The sequence below is a fragment of the Mycolicibacterium sp. XJ879 genome, from assembly GCF_053483935.1.
In genome coordinates, this window is the sequence record NZ_JBEFTH010000002.1 from 160999 (window position 1) to 180491 (window position 19493).

Below are 19493 nucleotides of genomic sequence, written 5' to 3' on the forward strand. Positions count from 1 at the left end.
ACTCCAATCAAGCAGGGGTGGATGTCTCTTCATCGGCTGGGGCAGAACCGATTTCGGCCAGCCAACGCTCGGCGTCGATGGCGGCCGAACAGCCGCTGCCCGCCGCGGTGATGGCTTGCCGGTAGACGCGGTCGACGAGGTCGCCCGCGGCGAACACGCCGTCAACGGAGGTATGGGTGGTGCGGCCCTGGGTCAGCACGTAGCCGTCCTCGTCGAGGTGCACCTGGCCCCGCACCAGTTCCGAGCGCGGATCGTGGCCGATCGCGACGAACACACCCGTCACCGCGAGCTTGGACTCCTCGCCGGTGCCGGTGTTGCGTAGCCGCACGCCGCTGACCTTGGGGTTGCCCTCGACCTCGAGGACCTCGGTGTTGGTGACAAAGGTGATCTTCTCGTTGGCCCTGGCCCGCTCGAGCATGATTCGCGAGGCGCGGAACTCGTCGCGGCGGTGCACGATGGTCACGCTGCGCGCGAACCGGGTGAGGAAGGTGGCCTCCTCCATGGCCGAGTCGCCGCCGCCGACGACCACGATGTCCTCGTCGCGGAAGAAGAAGCCGTCGCAGGTCGCGCAGGTGCTCACCCCCATCCCGATCAGCGCCTCCTCACCGGGAACGCCGAGGTGGCGTGCTGCCGCGCCCATCGCGAGGATCACCGCGCGCGCCCGGTGGGTTTCGTCGCCGACGGTGACCGTCTTGATCGCACCGTCCAGCGACACCGCGTCCACGTCCTCCATGCGCAGGTCGGCGCCGAAGCGCAGGGCCTGTTCCCGCATCTCGTCCATCAGTTCCGGGCCGGTGATGCCGTCACGGAAGCCGGGATAGTTCTCCACCTCGGTCGTGGTCATCAGGGCGCCGCCGAACTGGCTGCCTTCGAACACCAGCGGGGACAGCTGCGCACGCGCCGCGTAGACGGCGGCGGTGTAGCCGGCCGGGCCGGATCCGATGACGATTACGTCATGCACCGGGGATGTCGAGGTCATGAGCGCCTTTCTGCCGGAAAAGGGACGGCACGAGTACAAACACCAGCCTAAGCCCAGGTGTTCCCAACGTGGCTCGCCAGGCCTGCCGCACAGGTTACGGACGCCGAAGCACGGTGTGAGCCAACAGGCCGGTGCAGTCGGGTGGCGCCACCAGCGCGACCAGCGCGTCGTCGGTGTGGCCGGGCACCAGCAGCAGCACCCCGGACCGGCCCGCGATGTCGACGGGCCGCGCGCCCAGCGGCGTCACCCCTGAATAGCCCAGCCGGTCCAGACACCAGGTGCGCCGCGGCGCATCGGTCAGCGGGCCGTAGTCCGGCGCCCCGTCGAGCAACGCCAGGATCTCGGCGTCGGGCAGCGGTACGACGTGCTGGGTCACCGTAATGCTGCGCGCCGTCGGCCCGGTATCGGGCCGGGGCGGGGGACCGTCAGCCGAGAGCATCACGACGCCGATGACGCCGCCTGCCAACGCGGCGCCGACCCCGGCGATCAGGCCGAGTAGTTGCCACCGCCCGAACCGCGGTCGGCGCACCGAGTGCGCCGGGCTTTGGGACTGGGCGGGGCTGGCGGCCCGCAGCGCGGCGCCGATGCGGGCGGTGACCGCGCCGGGCACCTCGGGAGCCGACGCGTCGTCCGCGCCCAGCCGGGCGAGTTCCGCGCGCACCCGCGCCGACGCCGGGTCGAGCTCGTCGTCGTGGTCCATCGCTGTCAGTCTGTACCACCGGGCGCGAGCGTGGGGTCAGCGTGCGCCCGCGCTGCTGTCGAAGCAGTCGAGCGCCTCGGCCAGCTTGGTGCGCGCGCGGGCGCAGCGGCTCTTCACCGTGCCCTCGGGCACACCGAGGAGACCGGCGGTCTCGGCCACCGAATAGCCCTGCATGTCGACGGCGACCACCGCGGCGCGCTGCTCGACCGGCAGCCGCATCAGCGCGCGCTCCACCACGATGGTGGTGTCCACCAACGACGTCGGATCGCCGATGGCGAACTCGTCGTCGGGCAGCGCAGTGGTGTCGTGAGACTTGTTGCGGCGCAACCGGTCCAGACACGCGTTGACGACGATGCGATACAGCCAGCTGCTCACCGCGCAGTCGTAACGAAACGTGCGTGCCCTGCGGTGCGCGGACAGCATCGCATCCTGCAACGCGTCGGCGGCGTCGTCGGGGTTGCGGCTGGTGAGGTGGGCGAGCCGGTACAGCTGACGGTGGTGGCGGTAGAACAACTCCTCGAAGGCGTAGCGGTCACCGGCGACGTGGGCGGCCAGCAGGTCCGCGTCGCTGCGATGGTGTCCGGCCGGCCCGTCGAAGCTCCCCACAGCCGAACACTAAACGGCGCCGGGGGCACCGGATGACACATCTTTGCCCGGCTGGGGATAGCCGCTACTCGGCCGCCTTGACGGTGATCTCGGCGATGTCCGAGCGGCTCTCCCCGTTGACCTGACCCAGCTTGGACACCCAGATGAGCAGGTTCGACGTCGGTGACGCGTCGTCCACCTCGATGGTGTTCTCGCCCGGCTTGACCGGGGTCGCCGGGGTCAGCACCGTGGTGTCGGCCAGCGACGACGGTGTCGACGTGGACGCCGAGCGGATCTCGATCTCGGTGCCGGTGCTGTTCAGGTCGACGGTGACCGCGCCGACCGTGGTGGGCTGCGGCAACCGCAGGATCAACCCGACACCGTTCTTGAAGTTCGGGAACGGCACCGCGTCGGTGTAGGTGTCGATGGGCCACACCGTGCTGGGGTCGCCGTCGATGGCGAGACCGGCCAGCGCCGGCGCGTCGGCCTCGCCCTCGGGTGAAAAGACGGTCGCCGAAACGGGTTTCACCGTCCCTCCGCTGGCCGCGGGGCTCTCTTCGTCCTGGGCGGTGGTCGGCGCGTTGAGCCCCAACCGGTCACCGCCGAGGCCGCCTCCGACGTCACCGAAGATGCTGCTCAGCACCGAGCCCAGCACCACCAGCGCCACTACGATGATCACGGCGCCGACGGCCAGACCGACCATCAACCCCTTACGCCGGCGCGCCACGATCTCCGGATCGTCGGTGGACCCGGCCGCGGTGGCCGACGCCGACGGCGGCGCGGTTTCCTCGACGGGGGAGATGACCTCGGTGCGGTCGGCGATGGCGGTGGCCTGCTGCAACAGGTTCAGCAGGGTCGGGGCGCTGCGGATGCCGCCGCCTTCCTGCACGGCCCGCGCCGCGGCCGCCGAAATCTGGAACGGGATCTGGCGGTCGACCGCACGCGGTTCGACGGGCTGGCCGGCGGGGTCGAGGTCGGCGGGCGCCAGGCCGCTGCGGACCCCAGACTCGGGCAGCGGCCACCGGTTGATCAGCAGCGCATACAGCGCCGCGCCGATACCGCGAATGTCGTCTTCGGGGTTGGCGTCGGGCAGCGTCGCGGGGAAGGCCAGCGCCACATCGCCCTCGATGCTCACCCGCACCCGGTTGGGATGGTCGATCGACAGCGCCACACCGGAACGGTGCGCCGCCTCGGCGGCCGCCGCCAGCGACTGGATGGCCCGAGCGCCGCCGATCGGCGACGGTGACGTGTCGGCCACCTCCGCCAGCGAGCCGCCGCGGATCCACTCCGAGACCACCAACCCGCCCGAGCCGGTGTTGGCCACGTCCAGCACCCGGGCCACCCCGGGCATCTCCAGCCGGCTGAGCTTGAGCGTGCGCGACAGGATCTCCCGCAACTGCTCGTCGGGCAGCGTCGCGTCGGGGTCGACGAAGGTCAGCGCGACCTGCCGGTCCAGCGCGGTGTCCAGCGCCTGCCAGAACTGCAGGTTGGGCGGACCGCCGTGGAACACCAGCAGCCGGTAACGGCCGCCGGCGATCAGGGCGCCGGGAACCAGATGTACGTCCTCGTCGGAGGTGGCCGCCTCGATCGGGGGCTCCCGCGGCGGGTCGAAGGCGACCGGCTCACGGGTCGGGTCGCCGCCGTAGTCGGCCGGGGGCCGACCCGACACCGGTGCGCGCGCCGGGCCCGCGGTGCGCTCGGCGGCGAGCTCTGTGGTCTCCTCCTGGGCCGCGACGTCGGGCTGGAAGTCGTCGGCGGCCACGTCGGGCTGGAAATCCTCCGGCCGCGACCGCGGAATCTTGGTGGTGGCGGAGGTGTCGGGAATGGGCGTGGTGCCGCCTGCGGGTTCGTCGCTCACCGCTGGTCCTTTCGGCATTCCGTCCCCGGCAAACGCATCCGGGGGTTCGCGGCGGACGTCAGACCGGTTGGGTCGGCCCCCCGACGCGAACGAATTCCTCTGTTGAGGGTACGTGAGTGGTCCACGTGTCGGTGGCTTGTCGGGCACCGGCGGTGCCGGGGTGCGCCCGCCGAGGCGGCGGCGGACGAACGCCAACGCGGCCAGCGCGTCGGGAACCCGCGCGGCCAGCAGGACGGCCACGATGATCGGCACCATGATCAGCCCCAGCGCCAGCAGCCGCAGCAACGATCCCGCCCCACCCCAGTTGCGGGTGAGGTCTTCGAGGCCGAGCAGCTGGTCGGCGACGTGTGCGATCAGCCCGGCCAGCAGGGACGCCGCGATCGTCACCAGGATGCTGCGCACGACCTGCAGGCTGATCAGCCGCCCGCCGGGCGGGTCCAGGGCGGCGCGCAACAGGAAGTAGCCGACGGTGGCGCCGGCCAGGAAACCCAACCCGTTCGCCGTGCCGAGATAGCCGGCGACCAGGTCGGGGTCGTCGGTCACGTACGGGGCAAGCAAGGAGCCGATGATCTTGACCGTGGTGATGACCACGATCAACACGATCGGTATCCACGGCTGCTGACGGGCGTAGAACACCCGAAGTTGCAGCAACACAAGGGCATACGGGATCAGGGTGAATGCCGAGAGGGTCAGCGCCATCCCGAGGTAGCCGGCGTCGACGTCACCGAAATTGCCGTACGCGAACAACGCGCTGCCGATCGCCGGGCCACCGACCGTGGTCATCGCGACGATGGGGATCAGCGTCACCATCGTCAACCGGGTGGCCAGCGACAGGTCGGCCAGCACCGCGGGGCCGTCGTTGGCGGCGGCGTTGCGGCTCAACCGCGGCATCACCACGGTCAGCACCGTCACCCCGATGATGCCGAACGGCAGCTGCAGCACCAGCCATGTGTAGTTGTAGATGGCGGGCCCGGAAGCCGCTGCGCCGGCGGCGATCCGGTTTCCGACTATCAATCCGATCTGGCTGATCATCACGTAGAGCAGCATCGCCGCCGCCATCGCGCCGAACTGCTTCACCCGGTCGTCGATGCCCAGCAGCGGGCGCAGGCTGATCCGTTCGCGGCGGATCGCCAACAGCAGGACCACCACCTGGGTGACCGTGCCCAACGTCATACCGATGCCCAGCACCAGCAGCTTCGGGTTACCCATCCGCACCGGGTCAAGCGAAAGTTCGCCCGGCACAGCTACATACAGGCCGAGCGTGGCCAGCGCCACCAGGTTGTTGCAGACCGGCGCCCAGGCAGGCGGCCCGAACACGTTGCGGGTGTTGAGGATCGCCATGAACACCGAAGACAACCCGTAGAACAGCACCTGAGGCAGCAGGAGATAGGCGAAAGCCGTTGTCAGATCACGGTTCACCTCGGGTTGGCTGCCCAGCATCAGGTCGACCAGCAGCGGTGCGGCCGTCACCGAGATGACCGTCGTGATCAACAACAGGATGGTCGCCAACGTGACCAGGCGGCGCACGAAAGCCGTTCCGCCGTCGGGGTCGTCGCGCTCGGCGCGCGCCAGCACCGGCACGAAGATCGCGGTGAACGTCGCCTCCAGCACCAGCGCGGCGATCAGGTTGGGCAGCTGGTAGGCCACCGAGAACGCACTCGACAGCGCGGCACCCAGGATCGTGGCCAGCAACACGATGCGGGCGAACCCGGTGAGCCGGCTGACCAGCGTCGCCACCGCCATACCCCACGACCGCGACACCACCGCGGCGTCGGTGAGCTCAGGTCGGCCCGCACCTCGGCTGGGGGCGGGCCCGCGGGGCAGCCGGGGCGGGGGTTGGCGCACCGCTCTGCGCGACGGCGGCGCCCCCGGGTTGTTCACCTCTCCTCGCTTGCGCGGCTGCGGGCGTCGTCGTAGTGCAGCGCGACGTCGAGCGGATCCGGGCGGTGGGGGTCGGCATCCAAATCAGCACGGTCGGGCTGGCCGCGGAATCGGTGCCACAGCCGGCGCCCGGCCAACAACACCAGCACGGCGGCCGCCGACAGCGTGATGATGAACAGCACCTGACCGTAGGCGTTGGAGTGCACCGACAGCCGCACCTGCTCACCGAGCGGAAGCCCGTCGGCGGTGCGCAGCGCGACGTCGACGGCCACGCGCTGGGTGAAGTGCACCTCGATCGGCACCCGCACCGGCAGGTAGCCGGGCGGCAGCTCGATCACCCCCATATCGGTGACCGTCATCCCGGGCGGCGGGTCGATGTCGAGCCGCACCCGGATCGGCACCGGCAGATCGTTGCGCAGGGCCAGCGGCAGCGGGCTGCGCTCGGTCGCCAAGGTGTAGGAGCCGCCGGGGTTGACGATGGTGACGGCGTGGAACATGTCCTCGACCGTGCGCCCAACCGTCGTCAACCGCTGCTGCGCCAACCCGTTGCGCGCGGCCGGCGGGACCGACTGGCTCAGCGCGCGCAGCATGTCCTCGCGCAGCGGCGCGGTGTAGCCCAGCCCGGTGAGACCGGTGCGCATATCGGCGGTCAGCGCCGCCGTCAGCCCCCACAACCGTCCGGTGACCGCGGCGATGCCCGACACCACCGCGTCGTCGAAGCGGGCGCGCGGGTTGCCGAGGTCGTCGTCGGGCAGGCCGGCGTGCGGTTGCGGCGGGATCGCGTCGCCGTCGCCGATCACCGCGGGCAGCGGCCGCGGTTCGGCCAGCCCGGCGTTGATCGCGGTGGCCACCGTGGTGAGCATGGCCTGCGCGTCGGCCGGTTGCAGGCTCCAGTTCAGCGGGGGCATCAAGATCTCGGTGCGCGGCGTGGTCTCCGGGGTCAAACCCCGCCACAACAGCGCCCCCAGCGCGGACAGCCGCCGCGCCACCGCCGACTCGTCCTGCACCGCGATCTCCAGCGACGGATCGAGATACGCCGGCGACACCGGGTCGGTACCCGCGCCCGCCAGCGCGGCGCCGACGGCCGGGTCGAACGGCGCGGAGACCAGCTGCGGCGTGTAGCGCTGCGGCGTCAGTTCCGGCGGCGCCGCCGTACCGGTGCCCGACCCGTCGTCGCGGTCGGCCGCCGCGACGGCGACCGTGCGGCCTCCCCTACCCTCCGGGTGTGGGCCCAGGGCCGACAGCAGTCGCACCGCCGGGCCGGTCAGCGGTCCGTCGGCGAACAGGGCCACACCCCGTAGCGAGGTGATGCCGAGCAACTGGTCGACGATGTCGGCGGCGGTGCGGGTGGCGATCGCAGTGAGCCCGGGATCGCCGACGCGGTGCAGCGCGTCCAGATCCGCCTGGGCGTAGGTCGTCGGTGCGACACACAGCCGCTGCGCCAGCGCCTTAAGCCGGTTGAGCCAGGCCACCGCCGCCTCCTGGCCGGTGCCGGGCCGGGTAGGGGTGCCCGGGCCGGCGTCGGGGCCGGTGTTGACGACGTAGCCGCCCGTCATCGCGTTGACGGTGACCAGCAAGTCGGGGTCAACGGCCAGGCAGGCCGTGGCGCGCATCTGCCCGTCGGGGTCGACCTCGGGGCTGGTGGCGAATTCGATCGCCGACAGCATGGTGTCCAACCGTCCGCCCGGGGCCAACGACGTGGCCAGGTCGTCGTCGATCAACCGGACCGGGGTGGTGCCGCCCGGGGCTCCCGCGGCCAGCCGTGGTTCGTCGGCGATCGGCCACAGCAGAGTCAGCCGCACCGGGTTGGAGGTGTCGGGCGCCACCACCGAGGTCAACGTGTCGGCCACCGAGTCGGCCGTCGTATCGGGCGGCACCCCCAGCACCGGCAGCAGGAACCTCGAGTCGTCGAGCCGCGCCGGGGCACCGTAGTCCGGGGTGCCGTTGACGTTGACCATCACCGGGTACACCCCGGGCTCGTCGATGCCCAGCGACGGCTGCTGCGACGACCGCAGGGGATAGGACAGCTCGAACGGAACCTGTTCGCCGCGTTGCAGTTCCGGGGTCAGCGTGACGAAATCCCCGACGGGATCGAACTGGTCGACGTTGCCGGCGAGGTTGGTGCGCAACCCGGGCGACGACGTCACCGCGGCGGCGTCCTCGAGGCGCACCACCACGTCGCGCACCGGGCGGTCACCGACGTTGCGCACCGTTCCGGTGACGGTGACCGTGGGTTCGCTGGTGGTGGTCACCACCTCCGGGGTGACCCGGTCGATCTGCACCGACAAGAACTGCGTCGAGCCGGGCTCGGCGGCGGCGGCGCGGGGCAACGCGACTGGGGCGGCCACCAGCACCAGCAGCAGGACGGCACTGCACAGGCGGAGCACCGCCGGGGTGCGCTCACGTGGCACCGCCGCGGTGCGCGTCACGGACCCTGTCCGCAGCCGTTCGTCCGCCGGCCGGGCTGAGGTTGCGCGCGCTCGTCAGGACGACGGTTGCGGGTGTGCGAATGTGTCTGCGGCCGTCGTCGCGGCGCCATCCGCGGCAGCGGTGGCAACGCGGCGGGGCCGTCGGTATGCAGCCGGTCGATCAACTCGCCGGCCACCTCGGCCAGCCGGCGTTCGTCGGCGTAGGCCAGCCGCGCCGGCAGTTCCTTGAACGGCACCCACGCCACCTCGGTGACCTCGATGTCCTCGTCGGACAGTTCGCCGTCGAGGAACCGCATCAAATAGTGGTGCACGGTCTTGTGCACCCGGCGGCCCTCGGTGACGAACCAGTAGTCGATGCTGCCGAGCGCGGCCAGCACGCTGCCCTGAATTCCGGTCTCCTCGGCGACCTCACGGATCGCGGTCTGTTCGGCGGTCTCGCCGAGTTCGATGTGGCCCTTGGGCAGCGACCACAGCATCCGGCCGCGCCGGTCGATGCGCCCGATCAGCGCTGCGACCTGCCGGTCCTTCGGACCGTCGATACCGTCGATGACCAGGCCACCGGCGGACGTCTCGTGCACGGTGCGCAGCCGGTCCGGAGGCCGGCGCGGACGCGACTTCTGAGCCTTGCGTTGTCCGTTGCCGGCGTTGTTGGTGCGCAGCTGGGCAGCGTCGGGGGCCGGGGATGCGGCGTCCGGCGGGCCGGCAGCACGACGGCCCCGACGTCGCCCGCGGCGCCGTCGAGGTTTGGCCTGTTCGCCGTCCGACACCCAAGCGATAGTAGCTGCCACAGAGTTTCGCCCCGGCCGCACTCACCGGTCGTGACAGAGCCGTTGCACATTATGCTGTCCGAACGTGCCCGAATCAGCTTCCGACGCCGAACTGCTTGCCGCTGCGCAAGTCACGCTGAACCGCCATCGCGACCTGCTCGCCGACGTCGGCAAGCTTTTTGCTGCCGCGGGTCATGAGCTGTACCTCGTCGGCGGCAGCGTGCGTGATGCGTTGCTGGGGGAGAGCCGCGGGGATCTGGACTTCACCACCGACGCCCGCCCCGAGCAGATGCAGAAGCTCCTGCGGCCGTGGGCCGACGCGCTGTGGGACACCGGGATCGAGTTCGGCACGCTCGGGGTCGGCAAGGACGGCCACCGCCTGGAGATCACGACGTTTCGCGCCGACACCTACGACCAGGTGTCGCGTAACCCCGAGGTGCGGTTCGGCGACCGGCTCGAAGACGACCTGGTGCGCCGCGATTTCACCGTCAACGCGATGGCGGTACGCGTCACCGCCGAAGGTGCTGCTGAATTCCACGACCCGCTGGGCGGGCTGGCGGCGCTGCGCGAACGGGTGCTCGACACCCCGTCGGCGCCGGAGACGTCGTTCGGTGACGACCCGCTGCGGATGCTGCGCGCGGCGCGGTTCGTCTCCCAGCTGCAGTTCACCGTCGCGCCGCGGGTCATCGAGGCGCTTGTGGAGATGGCGCCGCAGCTGGGCCGGATCACCGTCGAGCGGGTGGCCGCCGAACTCGACAAGCTGCTGCTGGGCGCCGACCCGGTAGCCGGTATCGACCTGATGGTGCAGACCGGTCTCGGCGAGGTGGTGCTGCCCGAGGTCGGGGCGATGCGCATGGCCATCGACGAGCACCATCAGCACAAGGACGTCTACTGGCATTCGCTGACCGTGCTGCGGCAGGCGATCGCGCTGGAGGGTCCCGGGGGGCAGGACCTGGTGTTGCGGTGGGCGGCGCTGCTGCACGACATCGGCAAGCCGGCGACCCGCAAGCTCGAACCCGACGGCGGGGTGAGCTTTCACCACCACGAGGTGGTCGGGGCCAAGATGGTGCGCAAACGTATGCGGGCGCTGAAGTACTCCAAGCAGATGATCGAGGACGTGTCCCAGCTGGTGTACCTGCACCTGCGGTTCCACGGCTACGGCGGCGGGCGCTGGACCGACTCGGCGGTGCGCCGCTACGTCACCGACGCGGGGCATCTGCTGCCGCGGCTGCACAAGCTGGTGCGCGCGGACTGCACCACCCGCAACAAGCGTCGCGCCGCGCGACTGCAGGCCAACTACGACGACCTCGAGCAGCGGATCGCCGAGCTGGCCGAGAAGGAGGATCTGGCCAGGGTGCGGCCCGACCTCGACGGCAACGAGATCATGTCGATTCTCGGTATACCCCCGGGTCCGGAGGTCGGTGAAGCCTGGCGCCAGCTCAAGGAGCTGCGGCTGGAGCGCGGGCCGCTGTCGCACGACGAGGCCGTCGACGAGTTGTGGAAGTGGTGGAACGCCAGACAGTAGTGCTGCGTCGAAAGGATATGGACTACTGCCTTGGCGACGGGGACGGTTCGGCCACCATGTGGACCGCGGCGCCCGATGTCGACGTGGACGGCGACGGTGTGTTCGACGCGGTCGGGCTGGATTTCGACGGTGACGGGCTGCGCGACGACGCGATGGCTGACCTCGACGGCGACGGCCTCGCCGAGCATTTGGTGCGCGACGCCTCCCCTGATGACGCCGCGCTCGCGTATTTCACCGACGACGGCACCGGCACCTGGGCGGTGGCCGTGGACCGGGGTTTGCGGTGGTTCCGGCTCGACGGCACCGAACAGTTCGGCGGGCCGATGGTCGACATCGACGGGGACGGCCAACTCGACGACCGGCTGTCCGACGCCGACGGGGACGGCCTGGCCGACCGGGCGCTCGGTGAGGCCGACGCGTACGTGGACGCCGACGGCGACGGCCGCTGGGATGTGAAGCTGTCCGACGCCGACGGGGACGGTAAGGCCGACGGCGCCGACGAGCTGTCGTGACGCGCGTCAGCGGCCCGGGCCCGGCGGCCCGGCGAAAGCCTGGGCGATGCCCAACCAGGTCTCCGCGTCGTCACCGGTGGCCGAGACGTCCAGTTCGGCGCGTGGCCGGCGCTGGGTGACCAGCAGACAGAAGTCCTCGGCCGAACCGGTGACCCGCTGCGCCGCATCCTCGGGCCCCCACGACCACGTCGACCCGTCGGGCGCCCGCAACTGCACGAAGAACGGATCCTGCGGCGGCGCAAGCCCGTTGACCGTGAACGCGAAGTCGCGGGTGCGCACCCCGATGTGGGCGATCGAGCGCAGCCGCGCGGTGGCCGGCCGTCGCACCCCGAGCGCGTCGGCGACGTCGAGGCCGTGCGCCCAGGTCTCCATCAGCCGCGCGGTCGCCATCGACGCGGCGCTCATCGGCGGCCCGAACCACGGCAGCTTGCGGCCGTCGACCACCGCAAGCAGTTCGTCGTGCAACCGGCTGCGGGTGTCGCGCCAGTCGGCCAGCAGGTGCTGCGGCGGTGTGGCGGCCAGTTCCTCGGCGCCCGCGTCGACGAAGCCGGCCGGATCCTTGCCCGCCTCGGCCAGCACGGCCGCGAACGCGTCCTCGTCGGTCACGGCGGTGAGCGCGACACGGTCGGTCCACAGCAGGTGCGCGATCTGATGGGCGATGCTCCAGCCGGGCGCCGGCGTCGGTGTCGTCCAGCGCTCCGGTGCGAGGTCGGCCACCAGCGCGTCGAGCTCGTCGCTCTCGGCTCGCAGATCGGCGACCATCGGCGCGGCAGCAGACATGGCGGTCACTGTATCGCCACCGGCCGGTCCCGTCGGCCGATCACGGCGTGGGCGACCAACCCGACCAGGTAGACGCCGACGCCGGCCAGCGCCAGCGCGGGTTGGCGCCCGTCTGGCGGAATCACCATGGCCGACAACGCGATCGCCGCGATGAACGATACCCAGAACAGCGAGTCCTGCACGGTGAACACGTGTCCGCGCAGCGCGTCGTCGACATCGAGTTGCATGGCGTTGTCGGCGCACAGCTTTACCACCTGACCCGCCAGCCCGAGCAGGAAACCGCACGCCACCATGACCGGAAGCCACAGCCCCGAACCGGCCAGCTGGATCAGCGCGGCGCATACCAGTGCCCCGTTGGCGGTGGCGTAACGGCCCCATCGGCGCACGGCGATCGGTGTCACCGGCGCGGCGAGAAACGATCCAACACCGGTGGCCGCGACGAACAAGACGGCCGTGCCGAGCCCCGCGACGGCCGGGGTGTCGCTGTGGCGCACGATCACCAGCACCAGCAAGCTGTTGATACCGAACACCATTCGGTGCGCCGCCAGCCCAGTGAGCGTCGCGGCCACCGTCGGCACCGCCGCGACCGTGCGCGCGCCGTGCACCCACCCGGTGGCCACCGCGTAGAACGCCGACCCGTGCACGGCGCGTGCGCTGTCGTCGGGACCGAGGACCCGCGGCCGGAAGCGCCACGACAGCCACAGCGCCAGCCCCACCGGAACGGCGACGATCAAGATGATTGCTGCGGCACCGGCGTCGTCGGCGCCGAACAGCCAGCGGGGCAACAGCATGAAGTTGGCGCCGAGGAACGCCGCGACCGCGCCGGTGGCCGCGGCGACCGAGTTCATCGCCACCACCTGATCCCTGGGCACCACATGCGGCAGCGCCGCCGACAGGCCCGAGGAGACGAACCGGGTGAAGCCGTTGACGATCAGCGCGCCGAACAGGATCGGCAGTTCGCCTGCGCCCGACTCGAGCAGCGCCGCGACGGCCAACACCAGAAGCAGCCGCCCGGTGTTGGCGCCGACCAGGACTACGCGCCGGTCCCAACGGTCCAGCAGCGCACCGGCGAACGGGCCGAGCAGCGAGTAGGGCAGGAACAGCACCGCGAACGCGCCGGCGATCGCCCACGGCTCGGCGGCGCGCTGAGGGTTGAACAGGATCGCGCCGGCGAGAGCGGCGGCGAACAACCCGTCGCCGAACTGACTGACCAGCCGCAGTTGGAGCAGCCGCCAGAATTCGGGCATGCCGCGCACCGAGTGCCACAGGGTGATGGGTGCGCGAAGGTCGGCCAGCGGGATCACGTCCTGGTTGTGCGGATCGGGACCGGACCCACAGTACAAATCTCGCGGCGGGCCGCGCTTGTTCTCCACGTTGTTTGGTTGCTGGTGCCATGATGGATAGGTGGCGCAGTCGGAGGAGCCGGAGGATCGCAGAGAGGGGGTCGCCCCCGCGGCGCATCGGGTACGGGCCGGAACTCTACTGCTGGCCAACACCGACCTGTTGGAGCCGACCTTTCGGCGCAGCGTCATCTACATCGTCGAGCACAACGACGGCGGCACGCTGGGGGTGGTGCTGAACCGGCCGAGCGAGACCGCGGTGTACAACGTGTTGCCGCAATGGGCGAAGCTGGCCACCAAGCCCAAGACGATGTTCATCGGCGGGCCGGTCAAGCGCGACGCGGCGTTGTGCCTGGCGACGATGCGGGTCGGAGTGGACGCTGACAGGTCGCCGGGGCTGCGGCACGTGCAGGGTCGGATGGCGATGGTCGACCTCGACGCCGACCCGGACTCGATCGCGCCTGCGGTCGAGGGCGTGCGGATCTTCGCCGGCTACTCGGGGTGGACGATCGGTCAACTCGAGGGCGAGATCGAGCGCGACGACTGGATTGTGTTGTCTGCGTTACCCTCTGACGTTCTGGTCGAGCCTCGGGTGGACCTGTGGGCGCGGGTGCTGCGCCGTCAGCCGCTGCCGCGGTCGCTGTTGGCCACCCACCCGATCGACATCAGCCGCAACTAGCTGCAGGACAGCGTGCAGGTGGCGCAGGTGCCGCCGCATACGCCCGCCGCCGCCGAGTCCGCGCCGACGCGGGCCAGGCTCTTCGCGCTCTGCCAACACCCGGCGCCCACCGTGCCGACGGCGCCGAGCACGCACACGATCGTCACGATCAGCGCGGTGCCGGGTTCGGTGGTCAGCGCGACGGCCCCACCCACGGCCAGCATCACGGCGGCGGCGAACTGGGTGGGCACCAGCGAGCGCAGCACCTGCCGCGCGGGGTCATCGGAGCGCGGCCGGCTCAGCAGCCACAGCGCGGCCGCCGCGGACGCCACTGCGGCACAGAGGCAGAGGATTCCGGCGACCAACATGTGCCACACAATACGAGACGTGATGGCGTCCCCCGGGCGCCAGGCTTCGCCCGGGGGACATGTCCATCGCGGTAGCCCTAGCTGGGCCCCGTGTGCGCGAGCGCGTGTGACACCTGCGCCGACGCCGGCGGTGCGCTGGGCGGTGCCGGCGCGGCAGGTGCCGGTGCCGGGGGTGCTGCTGGGGGCTCCGCCGGGGCCGGAACGCTCACCTTGAAGCCCCGAACGATGGCGTCGGTGGCGTCCGCGGCGGGCACCACCTGGTCGATGCTGGTGGTCACGGCCAGCGAGACGAGATAGCGGTCCGGGCCTGCGGTGGCGATGACGTGGCGCCGCGACGTGTTCAGCGTCATCGAGTGTTGCCGGTAGGTGCCCTCGATGACCGACGACGGCATGCCGCCGAAGTTGGCGAACGACGCGTCGGTAGAGCGCCATGCGGGCAGTTGCTGGCTGTCGACGAAGCCGTGGCTGATGGCCTCGATCGGATCGAAGTCACCGAGGAGTTTGTAGACGGTCACCTGGGCGTTGGACGTGTACAGGCCGTTGCCGCCGACCCGGTCGGCGATCACCGCGAACGCGTCGGGCACGTTGGGGTCGGGCACATGGGACCACCCGCGTGGCAGGGGCAGCACGATGTTGAGCGCCGTGAAACCCTCGCTGCGCTGCGGTTCGAGCGTGACGCCCTGGGACTCGAGGAACTCCCGCAGCGTGCCGGACGCCGCCGGCGTGATCGCGATCTGCGGGGACGGAGCGGGTGCTGCGACGGGCGCGACGGGTGCGGCGGCGGACGCAACGGGTGCTGCGGCTGCTGCGGCGGGTCCGGCGACCCCGTTCTGCGCGACGCCGGTGGCGGAACTCACACCTGGTTGAACGAGGGCCTGCGGCGCGGCGTTCGGCGTCACCGTAACCGTCTGTGTCACAGTGGCCGGCGCCGGCATCGGCGGTTGCGGAGCCACCGGCTGGGCGGAGGCGGTGGTGCCGGCGAGGCCCACTACACCAGCCGTCGCGACGGCGGCTCCTGAAGCCAGAACCCGCCAGCGGCGGGCGATCTCGATCATTGAGGTCGGTCCTTCCGTACAGCCTTGGTGCACGCCAGGCGCCGACTGTATCCACACCGGTGCGTTAGCCACTAGAGCCGGAACCGACCTGCAACCTTGTTCTGACTTGTCCGCAACGCAACCGATACCAACCCGTGGCCGACGCAGACGAAATCCGCGGGCTTATACCCTGTTCACGTGACCGAACCGCCGACCGCTCAACCCGCGGCTGCCGCCGACGCCGGCGCCGAAATCCCGCAGCACCGCTACACCGCGGAGCTCGCCGGGCAGATCGAGCGCGCCTGGCAGCAGCAGTGGGCCGACGCCGCCACGTTCCACGTGCCGAACCCGGTCGGTTCACTCGCGCCCACCGATGGCGCCCGAGTGCCCGACGACAAAATGTTCGTGCAGGACATGTTTCCCTATCCCTCCGGTGAGGGCTTGCACGTCGGGCACCCCCTCGGCTACATCGCCACCGACGTTTACGCCCGCTACTACCGGATGGCCGGGCGAAATGTGCTGCACGCGCTGGGCTTTGACGCGTTCGGGCTGCCGGCCGAGCAGTATGCGATCCAGACCGGCACGCATCCGCGGGCGCGCACCGAGGCCAACATCGTCAACTTCCGTCGCCAGCTCGGCAGGCTGGGGTTCGGCCACGACCCGCGCCGCAGCTTCTCGACCACCGACGTCGACTACTACAAGTGGACCCAGTGGATCTTCCTGCAGATCTACAACGCTTGGTTCGATCCGGCCGCCGGCAAGGCCAGGCCGATCGACGAGTTGATCGCCGAATTCGCCTCCGGGGCACGCACTCTCGACGACGAGCGGACGTGGTCTCAGCTCAGCGCCGGTGAGTGCGCCGACATCGTCGACTCCCACCGGCTGGTGTATCACGCCGACTCGTTGGTCAACTGGTGCCCCGGTCTGGGCACGGTGCTGGCCAACGAAGAGGTCACCGCCGACGGGCGCAGCGAACGCGGCAACTTTCCGGTGTTCCGGAAACGGTTGCGGCAGTGGATGATGCGCATCACCGCGTACTCCGACCGGCTGCTCGACGACCTGGACCTGCTGGACTGGCCCGAGAAGGTCAAGACCATGCAGCGCAACTGGATCGGACGCTCCACCGGTGCGACTGTGTTTTTCGCCGTTGATTCGGCCCCGGACGCCGGCGACATCGAGGTCTTCACCACCCGTCCGGACACCCTGTTCGGCGCGACGTACATGGTGCTGGCACCCGAACACGAGTTGGTCGACACGCTGACCGCCGCGGAGTGGCCCGCCGACGTCGACGAACGCTGGACCTACGGCGCCGCGACTCCGCGCGAGGCCGTCACCGCTTACCGCTCGGCCATCGCGGCCAAATCGGATCTGGAGCGCCAGGAGAACAAGTCCAAGACCGGCGTCTTCCTCGGCGCGTATGCCACCAATCCGGCCAACGGTCAACAGATCCCGGTGTTCATCGCCGACTACGTGCTGATCGGCTACGGCACCGGCGCGATCATGGCGGTGCCCGGCGGCGACCAGCGCGACTGGGACTTCGCCACACAATTCGGGCTGCCGATCGTGCAAACCGTTGCCGGCGGCGACATCTCACAGGGGGCGTACACCGGTGACGGTGAGGTGGTCAACTCCGACTACCTCAACGGGCTCAGCGTCGATGCCGCCAAGGAGGCGATCACCCGGCGGCTGGAGGCCGAGGGCCGTGGTCGGGCGCGCGTCGAGTACAAGCTGCGGGACTGGCTGTTTGCGCGCCAAAGATACTGGGGCGAGCCGTTTCCGATCGTGTACGACGCCGACGGCCGGGCCCACCCGCTGCCGGAGTCGATGCTGCCAGTGGAACTGCCGGATGTGTCGGACTATTCGCCGGTGCTGTTCGACCCCGACGACGCCGACAGCGAACCGTCGCCGCCGCTGGGCAAGGCGACCGACTGGGTGCATGTCGAACTGGATCTCGGCGACGGGCCCAAGCCCTACACCCGCGACACCAACGTGATGCCGCAGTGGGCCGGCAGTTCCTGGTACGAGTTGCGTTACACCGACCCGTACAACTCGGAGGCGATGTGCGACAAGGAGAACGAGGCCTACTGGATGGGCCCGCGGCCTGCCGAGCACGGGCCGGACGATCCGGGCGGGGTGGACCTGTATGTCGGCGGCGTGGAGCATGCGGTGCTGCATCTGCTGTACGCGCGGTTCTGGCACAAGGTGCTCTACGACCTCGGCCACATCACCTCGCGGGAGCCGTACCGGCGGCTGGTCAACCAGGGCTACATCCAGGCGTACGCCTACACCGATGCCCGCGGCGCGTACGTGCCCGCCGCCGAAGTCGTTGAGCGCGACGGAAAATTCTACTGGGACGGTCCCGACGGCGAGATCGAGGTCAACCAGGAGTTCGGCAAAATCGGCAAGAGCCTGAAAAACTCCGTTTCACCCGACGAGATCTGCGACAACTACGGCGCGGACACATTGCGCGTGTACGAGATGTCGATGGGGCCGATCGAGGCGTCGCGGCCGTGGGCCACCAAGGACGTCGTCGGCGCGCACCGGTTCCTGCAACGGGTGTGGCGTCTCGTCGTCGACGAACAGAGCGGCGCCTTGCAGATCGTCGAGCACCAGGCGCTCGAGACCGACACGCTGCGGTTGTTGCACCGCACGATCGCCGGGGTGACCGAGGACTACACGAACCTGCGCAACAACACCGCGGTGGCCAAGCTGATCGAGTACACCAATCACCTGACCAAACAAGGGGTGACGGCCCGCGGTGCGGTGGAACCGCTGGTGCTGATGCTCGCGCCGTTGGCGCCCCATCTGGCCGAGGAGCTGTGGCGGCGCTTGGGCCACGACACCTCGCTGGCGCACGGACCGTTCCCGGTGGCCGACCCGCAGTACCTCGTCGAGGACACCGTCGAGTATCCGGTGCAGGTGAACGGCAAGGTGCGCGGGCATATCACCGTCGCTGCCGACGCAGATGCCGACGCGATGGAGGCCGCGGCGCTGGCCGACGAGAAGGTGCAGGCGTTCCTGGGCGGCGCCACACCGAAGAAGGTGATCGTGGTCGCCGGCCGCCTGGTCAACATCGTTATCTAAGTGATTTCGGTGCGCAAACAATCGGTACACGCTGGTTTGCGCACCGAAACCACGGGGAGTGGAACCGCCGAGCCGCCGGCCAACGTCTAAACTCATGTGCTCAGCGAATTTCTGCGCGACCAAGATGGTGTGATAACGCTCGACCAGGCACGTGCGGCGGGCCTAAGCGAGCACGCGGTTCAGCGCCGGCTACGGGCAGGCCAGTGGCAGCGATGCGGTCGCGGCGTGTACTTCGTCGCGGACCGCCCGTTCACCGACGGCGCTCGTATTCGCGCAACGGTCTGGGGCTACGGCCAACAGGCGGTCGCGAGCGGCCTGGCCGCCGCATGGTGGCACGGTTTGACCCGATTCGCCCCGGACATCGTGGACGTCACGATGCCGAGAAACGGACACGGTCGGTGCCACGAAGGCAGTCGGCTGCGGCGACGCGACCTCGACCCCACCGACATCGTCACCGTGCGAGCGCTTCGCGTGACCGCCCCGGCGTTGACGGTTCTGGAAGCTGCGATCCGGCGACCCGGCGGAGTCAAAATCATGGACCGGGCTTTGCAGAAGGACATCGAGCTACGCGAGTTATGGCGAGCGCAGCTGCGTAACAAGGGCCGATACGGTTCGCCGGCGGCACGTCGGCTGTTGCAAGCCGCGTCCGACGGCGCCCATTCGGAAGCCGAACGGCTCTTGGCCAAACTGTTTCGAGAGGCAGGTGTCACCGGGTGGAGAACGAACTACCCCGTGGCTGGATACAAGGTGGATTTCGCGTTCCCAGCAGCGAAGGTCGCCATCGAAACGGACGGGTTGGCATTTCACAGTTCGTCCGACGACTTTCACCACGACCGAGTCCGGCAAAACGACATCACGCTGCTCGGTTGGCAAGTGCTGCGGTTCACCTGGCTGGATTTGACCGAATATCCGCGACGGGTGATCGCAATCATCCGCCATGCGATTTCGGTGCGCGAACAAGCGATACGCGCTGGTTAGCGCACCGAAATCACC

At 70.0% G+C, this 19493-nt stretch carries 15 protein-coding genes; 5 read left to right on the plus strand and 10 right to left on the minus strand.

Annotated features, from left to right (window positions below; all coding sequences use genetic code 11):
- Positions 1–7: 7 nt before the first annotated feature.
- The 6 genes from trxB to ABQF13_RS04515 all read right to left on the minus strand — a co-directional run bounded on the left by trxB (position 8) and on the right by ABQF13_RS04515 (position 9199).
- The gene (gene trxB / locus ABQF13_RS04490) at positions 8–979 is read right to left on the minus strand and encodes a thioredoxin-disulfide reductase (protein WP_448391535.1); all 972 of its coding nucleotides are present in this window, start codon (positions 977–979) and stop codon (positions 8–10) included.
- Between the two features lie 94 nt (positions 980–1073).
- A complete protein-coding gene (locus ABQF13_RS04495; RefSeq protein ID WP_448391536.1) occupies positions 1074–1679 on the minus strand; it encodes an RsmA family anti-sigma factor in 606 nt (201 codons plus the stop codon).
- A gap of 36 nt (positions 1680–1715) precedes the next feature.
- On the minus strand, positions 1716–2285 hold the full coding sequence (gene sigM, locus ABQF13_RS04500) for an RNA polymerase sigma factor SigM (RefSeq protein WP_448391537.1): 570 nt from the start codon (positions 2283–2285) through the stop codon (positions 1716–1718).
- A gap of 64 nt (positions 2286–2349) precedes the next feature.
- Positions 2350–6003 carry a murein biosynthesis integral membrane protein MurJ gene (gene murJ, locus ABQF13_RS04505; RefSeq protein WP_448391538.1) on the minus strand — a complete coding sequence of 1218 codons (3654 nt, stop codon included), beginning with the start codon at positions 6001–6003 and terminating at the stop codon, positions 2350–2352.
- Positions 6000–8432: a DUF6049 family protein gene (locus ABQF13_RS04510; protein WP_448391539.1), complete on the minus strand. Its 2433-nt coding sequence runs from the start codon at positions 8430–8432 to the stop codon at positions 6000–6002. Before ABQF13_RS04510 ends, murJ begins: the two co-directional genes overlap by 4 nt.
- Positions 8429–9199, minus strand: a complete 771-nt coding sequence (locus ABQF13_RS04515; RefSeq protein ID WP_448391540.1) for an NUDIX hydrolase — start codon at positions 9197–9199, stop codon at positions 8429–8431. The genes ABQF13_RS04510 and ABQF13_RS04515 overlap by 4 nt, the downstream gene beginning before the upstream one ends.
- Positions 9200–9284: 85 nt before the next feature.
- Between ABQF13_RS04515 and ABQF13_RS04520 the strand changes: the two genes are divergently transcribed.
- Complete coding sequence (locus tag ABQF13_RS04520) at positions 9285–10724, plus strand: CCA tRNA nucleotidyltransferase (protein ID WP_448391541.1); 1440 nt, start codon at positions 9285–9287, stop codon at positions 10722–10724.
- Between the two features lie 17 nt (positions 10725–10741).
- On the plus strand, positions 10742–11236 hold the full coding sequence (locus ABQF13_RS04525) for a pullulanase (protein WP_448392002.1): 495 nt from the start codon (positions 10742–10744) through the stop codon (positions 11234–11236).
- Between the two features lie 6 nt (positions 11237–11242).
- On the opposite strand, the gene ABQF13_RS04530 is transcribed toward ABQF13_RS04525, so the two are convergent.
- Together ABQF13_RS04530 and ABQF13_RS04535 are read right to left on the minus strand one after the other, a co-directional pair.
- The gene (locus ABQF13_RS04530; protein ID WP_448391542.1) at positions 11243–12016 is read right to left on the minus strand and encodes a TIGR03084 family metal-binding protein; all 774 of its coding nucleotides are present in this window, start codon (positions 12014–12016) and stop codon (positions 11243–11245) included.
- Positions 12017–12021: 5 nt separating this feature from the next.
- Complete coding sequence (locus tag ABQF13_RS04535; protein ID WP_448392003.1) at positions 12022–13263, minus strand: MFS transporter; 1242 nt, start codon at positions 13261–13263, stop codon at positions 12022–12024.
- Positions 13264–13420: 157 nt separating this feature from the next.
- Between ABQF13_RS04535 and ABQF13_RS04540 the strand changes: the two genes are divergently transcribed.
- A complete protein-coding gene (locus tag ABQF13_RS04540; RefSeq protein ID WP_448391543.1) occupies positions 13421–14035 on the plus strand; it encodes a YqgE/AlgH family protein in 615 nt (204 codons plus the stop codon).
- On the opposite strand, the gene ABQF13_RS04545 is transcribed toward ABQF13_RS04540, so the two are convergent.
- Both ABQF13_RS04545 and ABQF13_RS04550 read right to left on the minus strand, forming a co-directional pair.
- Complete coding sequence (locus ABQF13_RS04545) at positions 14032–14382, minus strand: hypothetical protein (RefSeq protein WP_448391544.1); 351 nt, start codon at positions 14380–14382, stop codon at positions 14032–14034. The genes ABQF13_RS04540 and ABQF13_RS04545 overlap by 4 nt on opposite strands.
- A 77-nt stretch (positions 14383–14459) precedes the next feature.
- On the minus strand, positions 14460–15437 hold the full coding sequence (locus ABQF13_RS04550) for an LpqN/LpqT family lipoprotein (protein WP_448391545.1): 978 nt from the start codon (positions 15435–15437) through the stop codon (positions 14460–14462).
- Positions 15438–15614: 177 nt separating this feature from the next.
- Here ABQF13_RS04550 and leuS point away from each other — a divergent pair, with 177 nt between their 5' ends.
- Both leuS and ABQF13_RS04560 read left to right on the plus strand, forming a co-directional pair.
- Positions 15615–18500, plus strand: a complete 2886-nt coding sequence (gene leuS, locus ABQF13_RS04555) for a leucine--tRNA ligase (protein ID WP_448391546.1) — start codon at positions 15615–15617, stop codon at positions 18498–18500.
- A 96-nt stretch (positions 18501–18596) separates the two neighbouring features.
- Positions 18597–19478 carry a PDDEXK-like endonuclease domain-containing protein gene (locus ABQF13_RS04560; protein WP_448391547.1) on the plus strand — a complete coding sequence of 294 codons (882 nt, stop codon included), beginning with the start codon at positions 18597–18599 and terminating at the stop codon, positions 19476–19478.
- Positions 19479–19493: the final 15 nt, after the last annotated feature.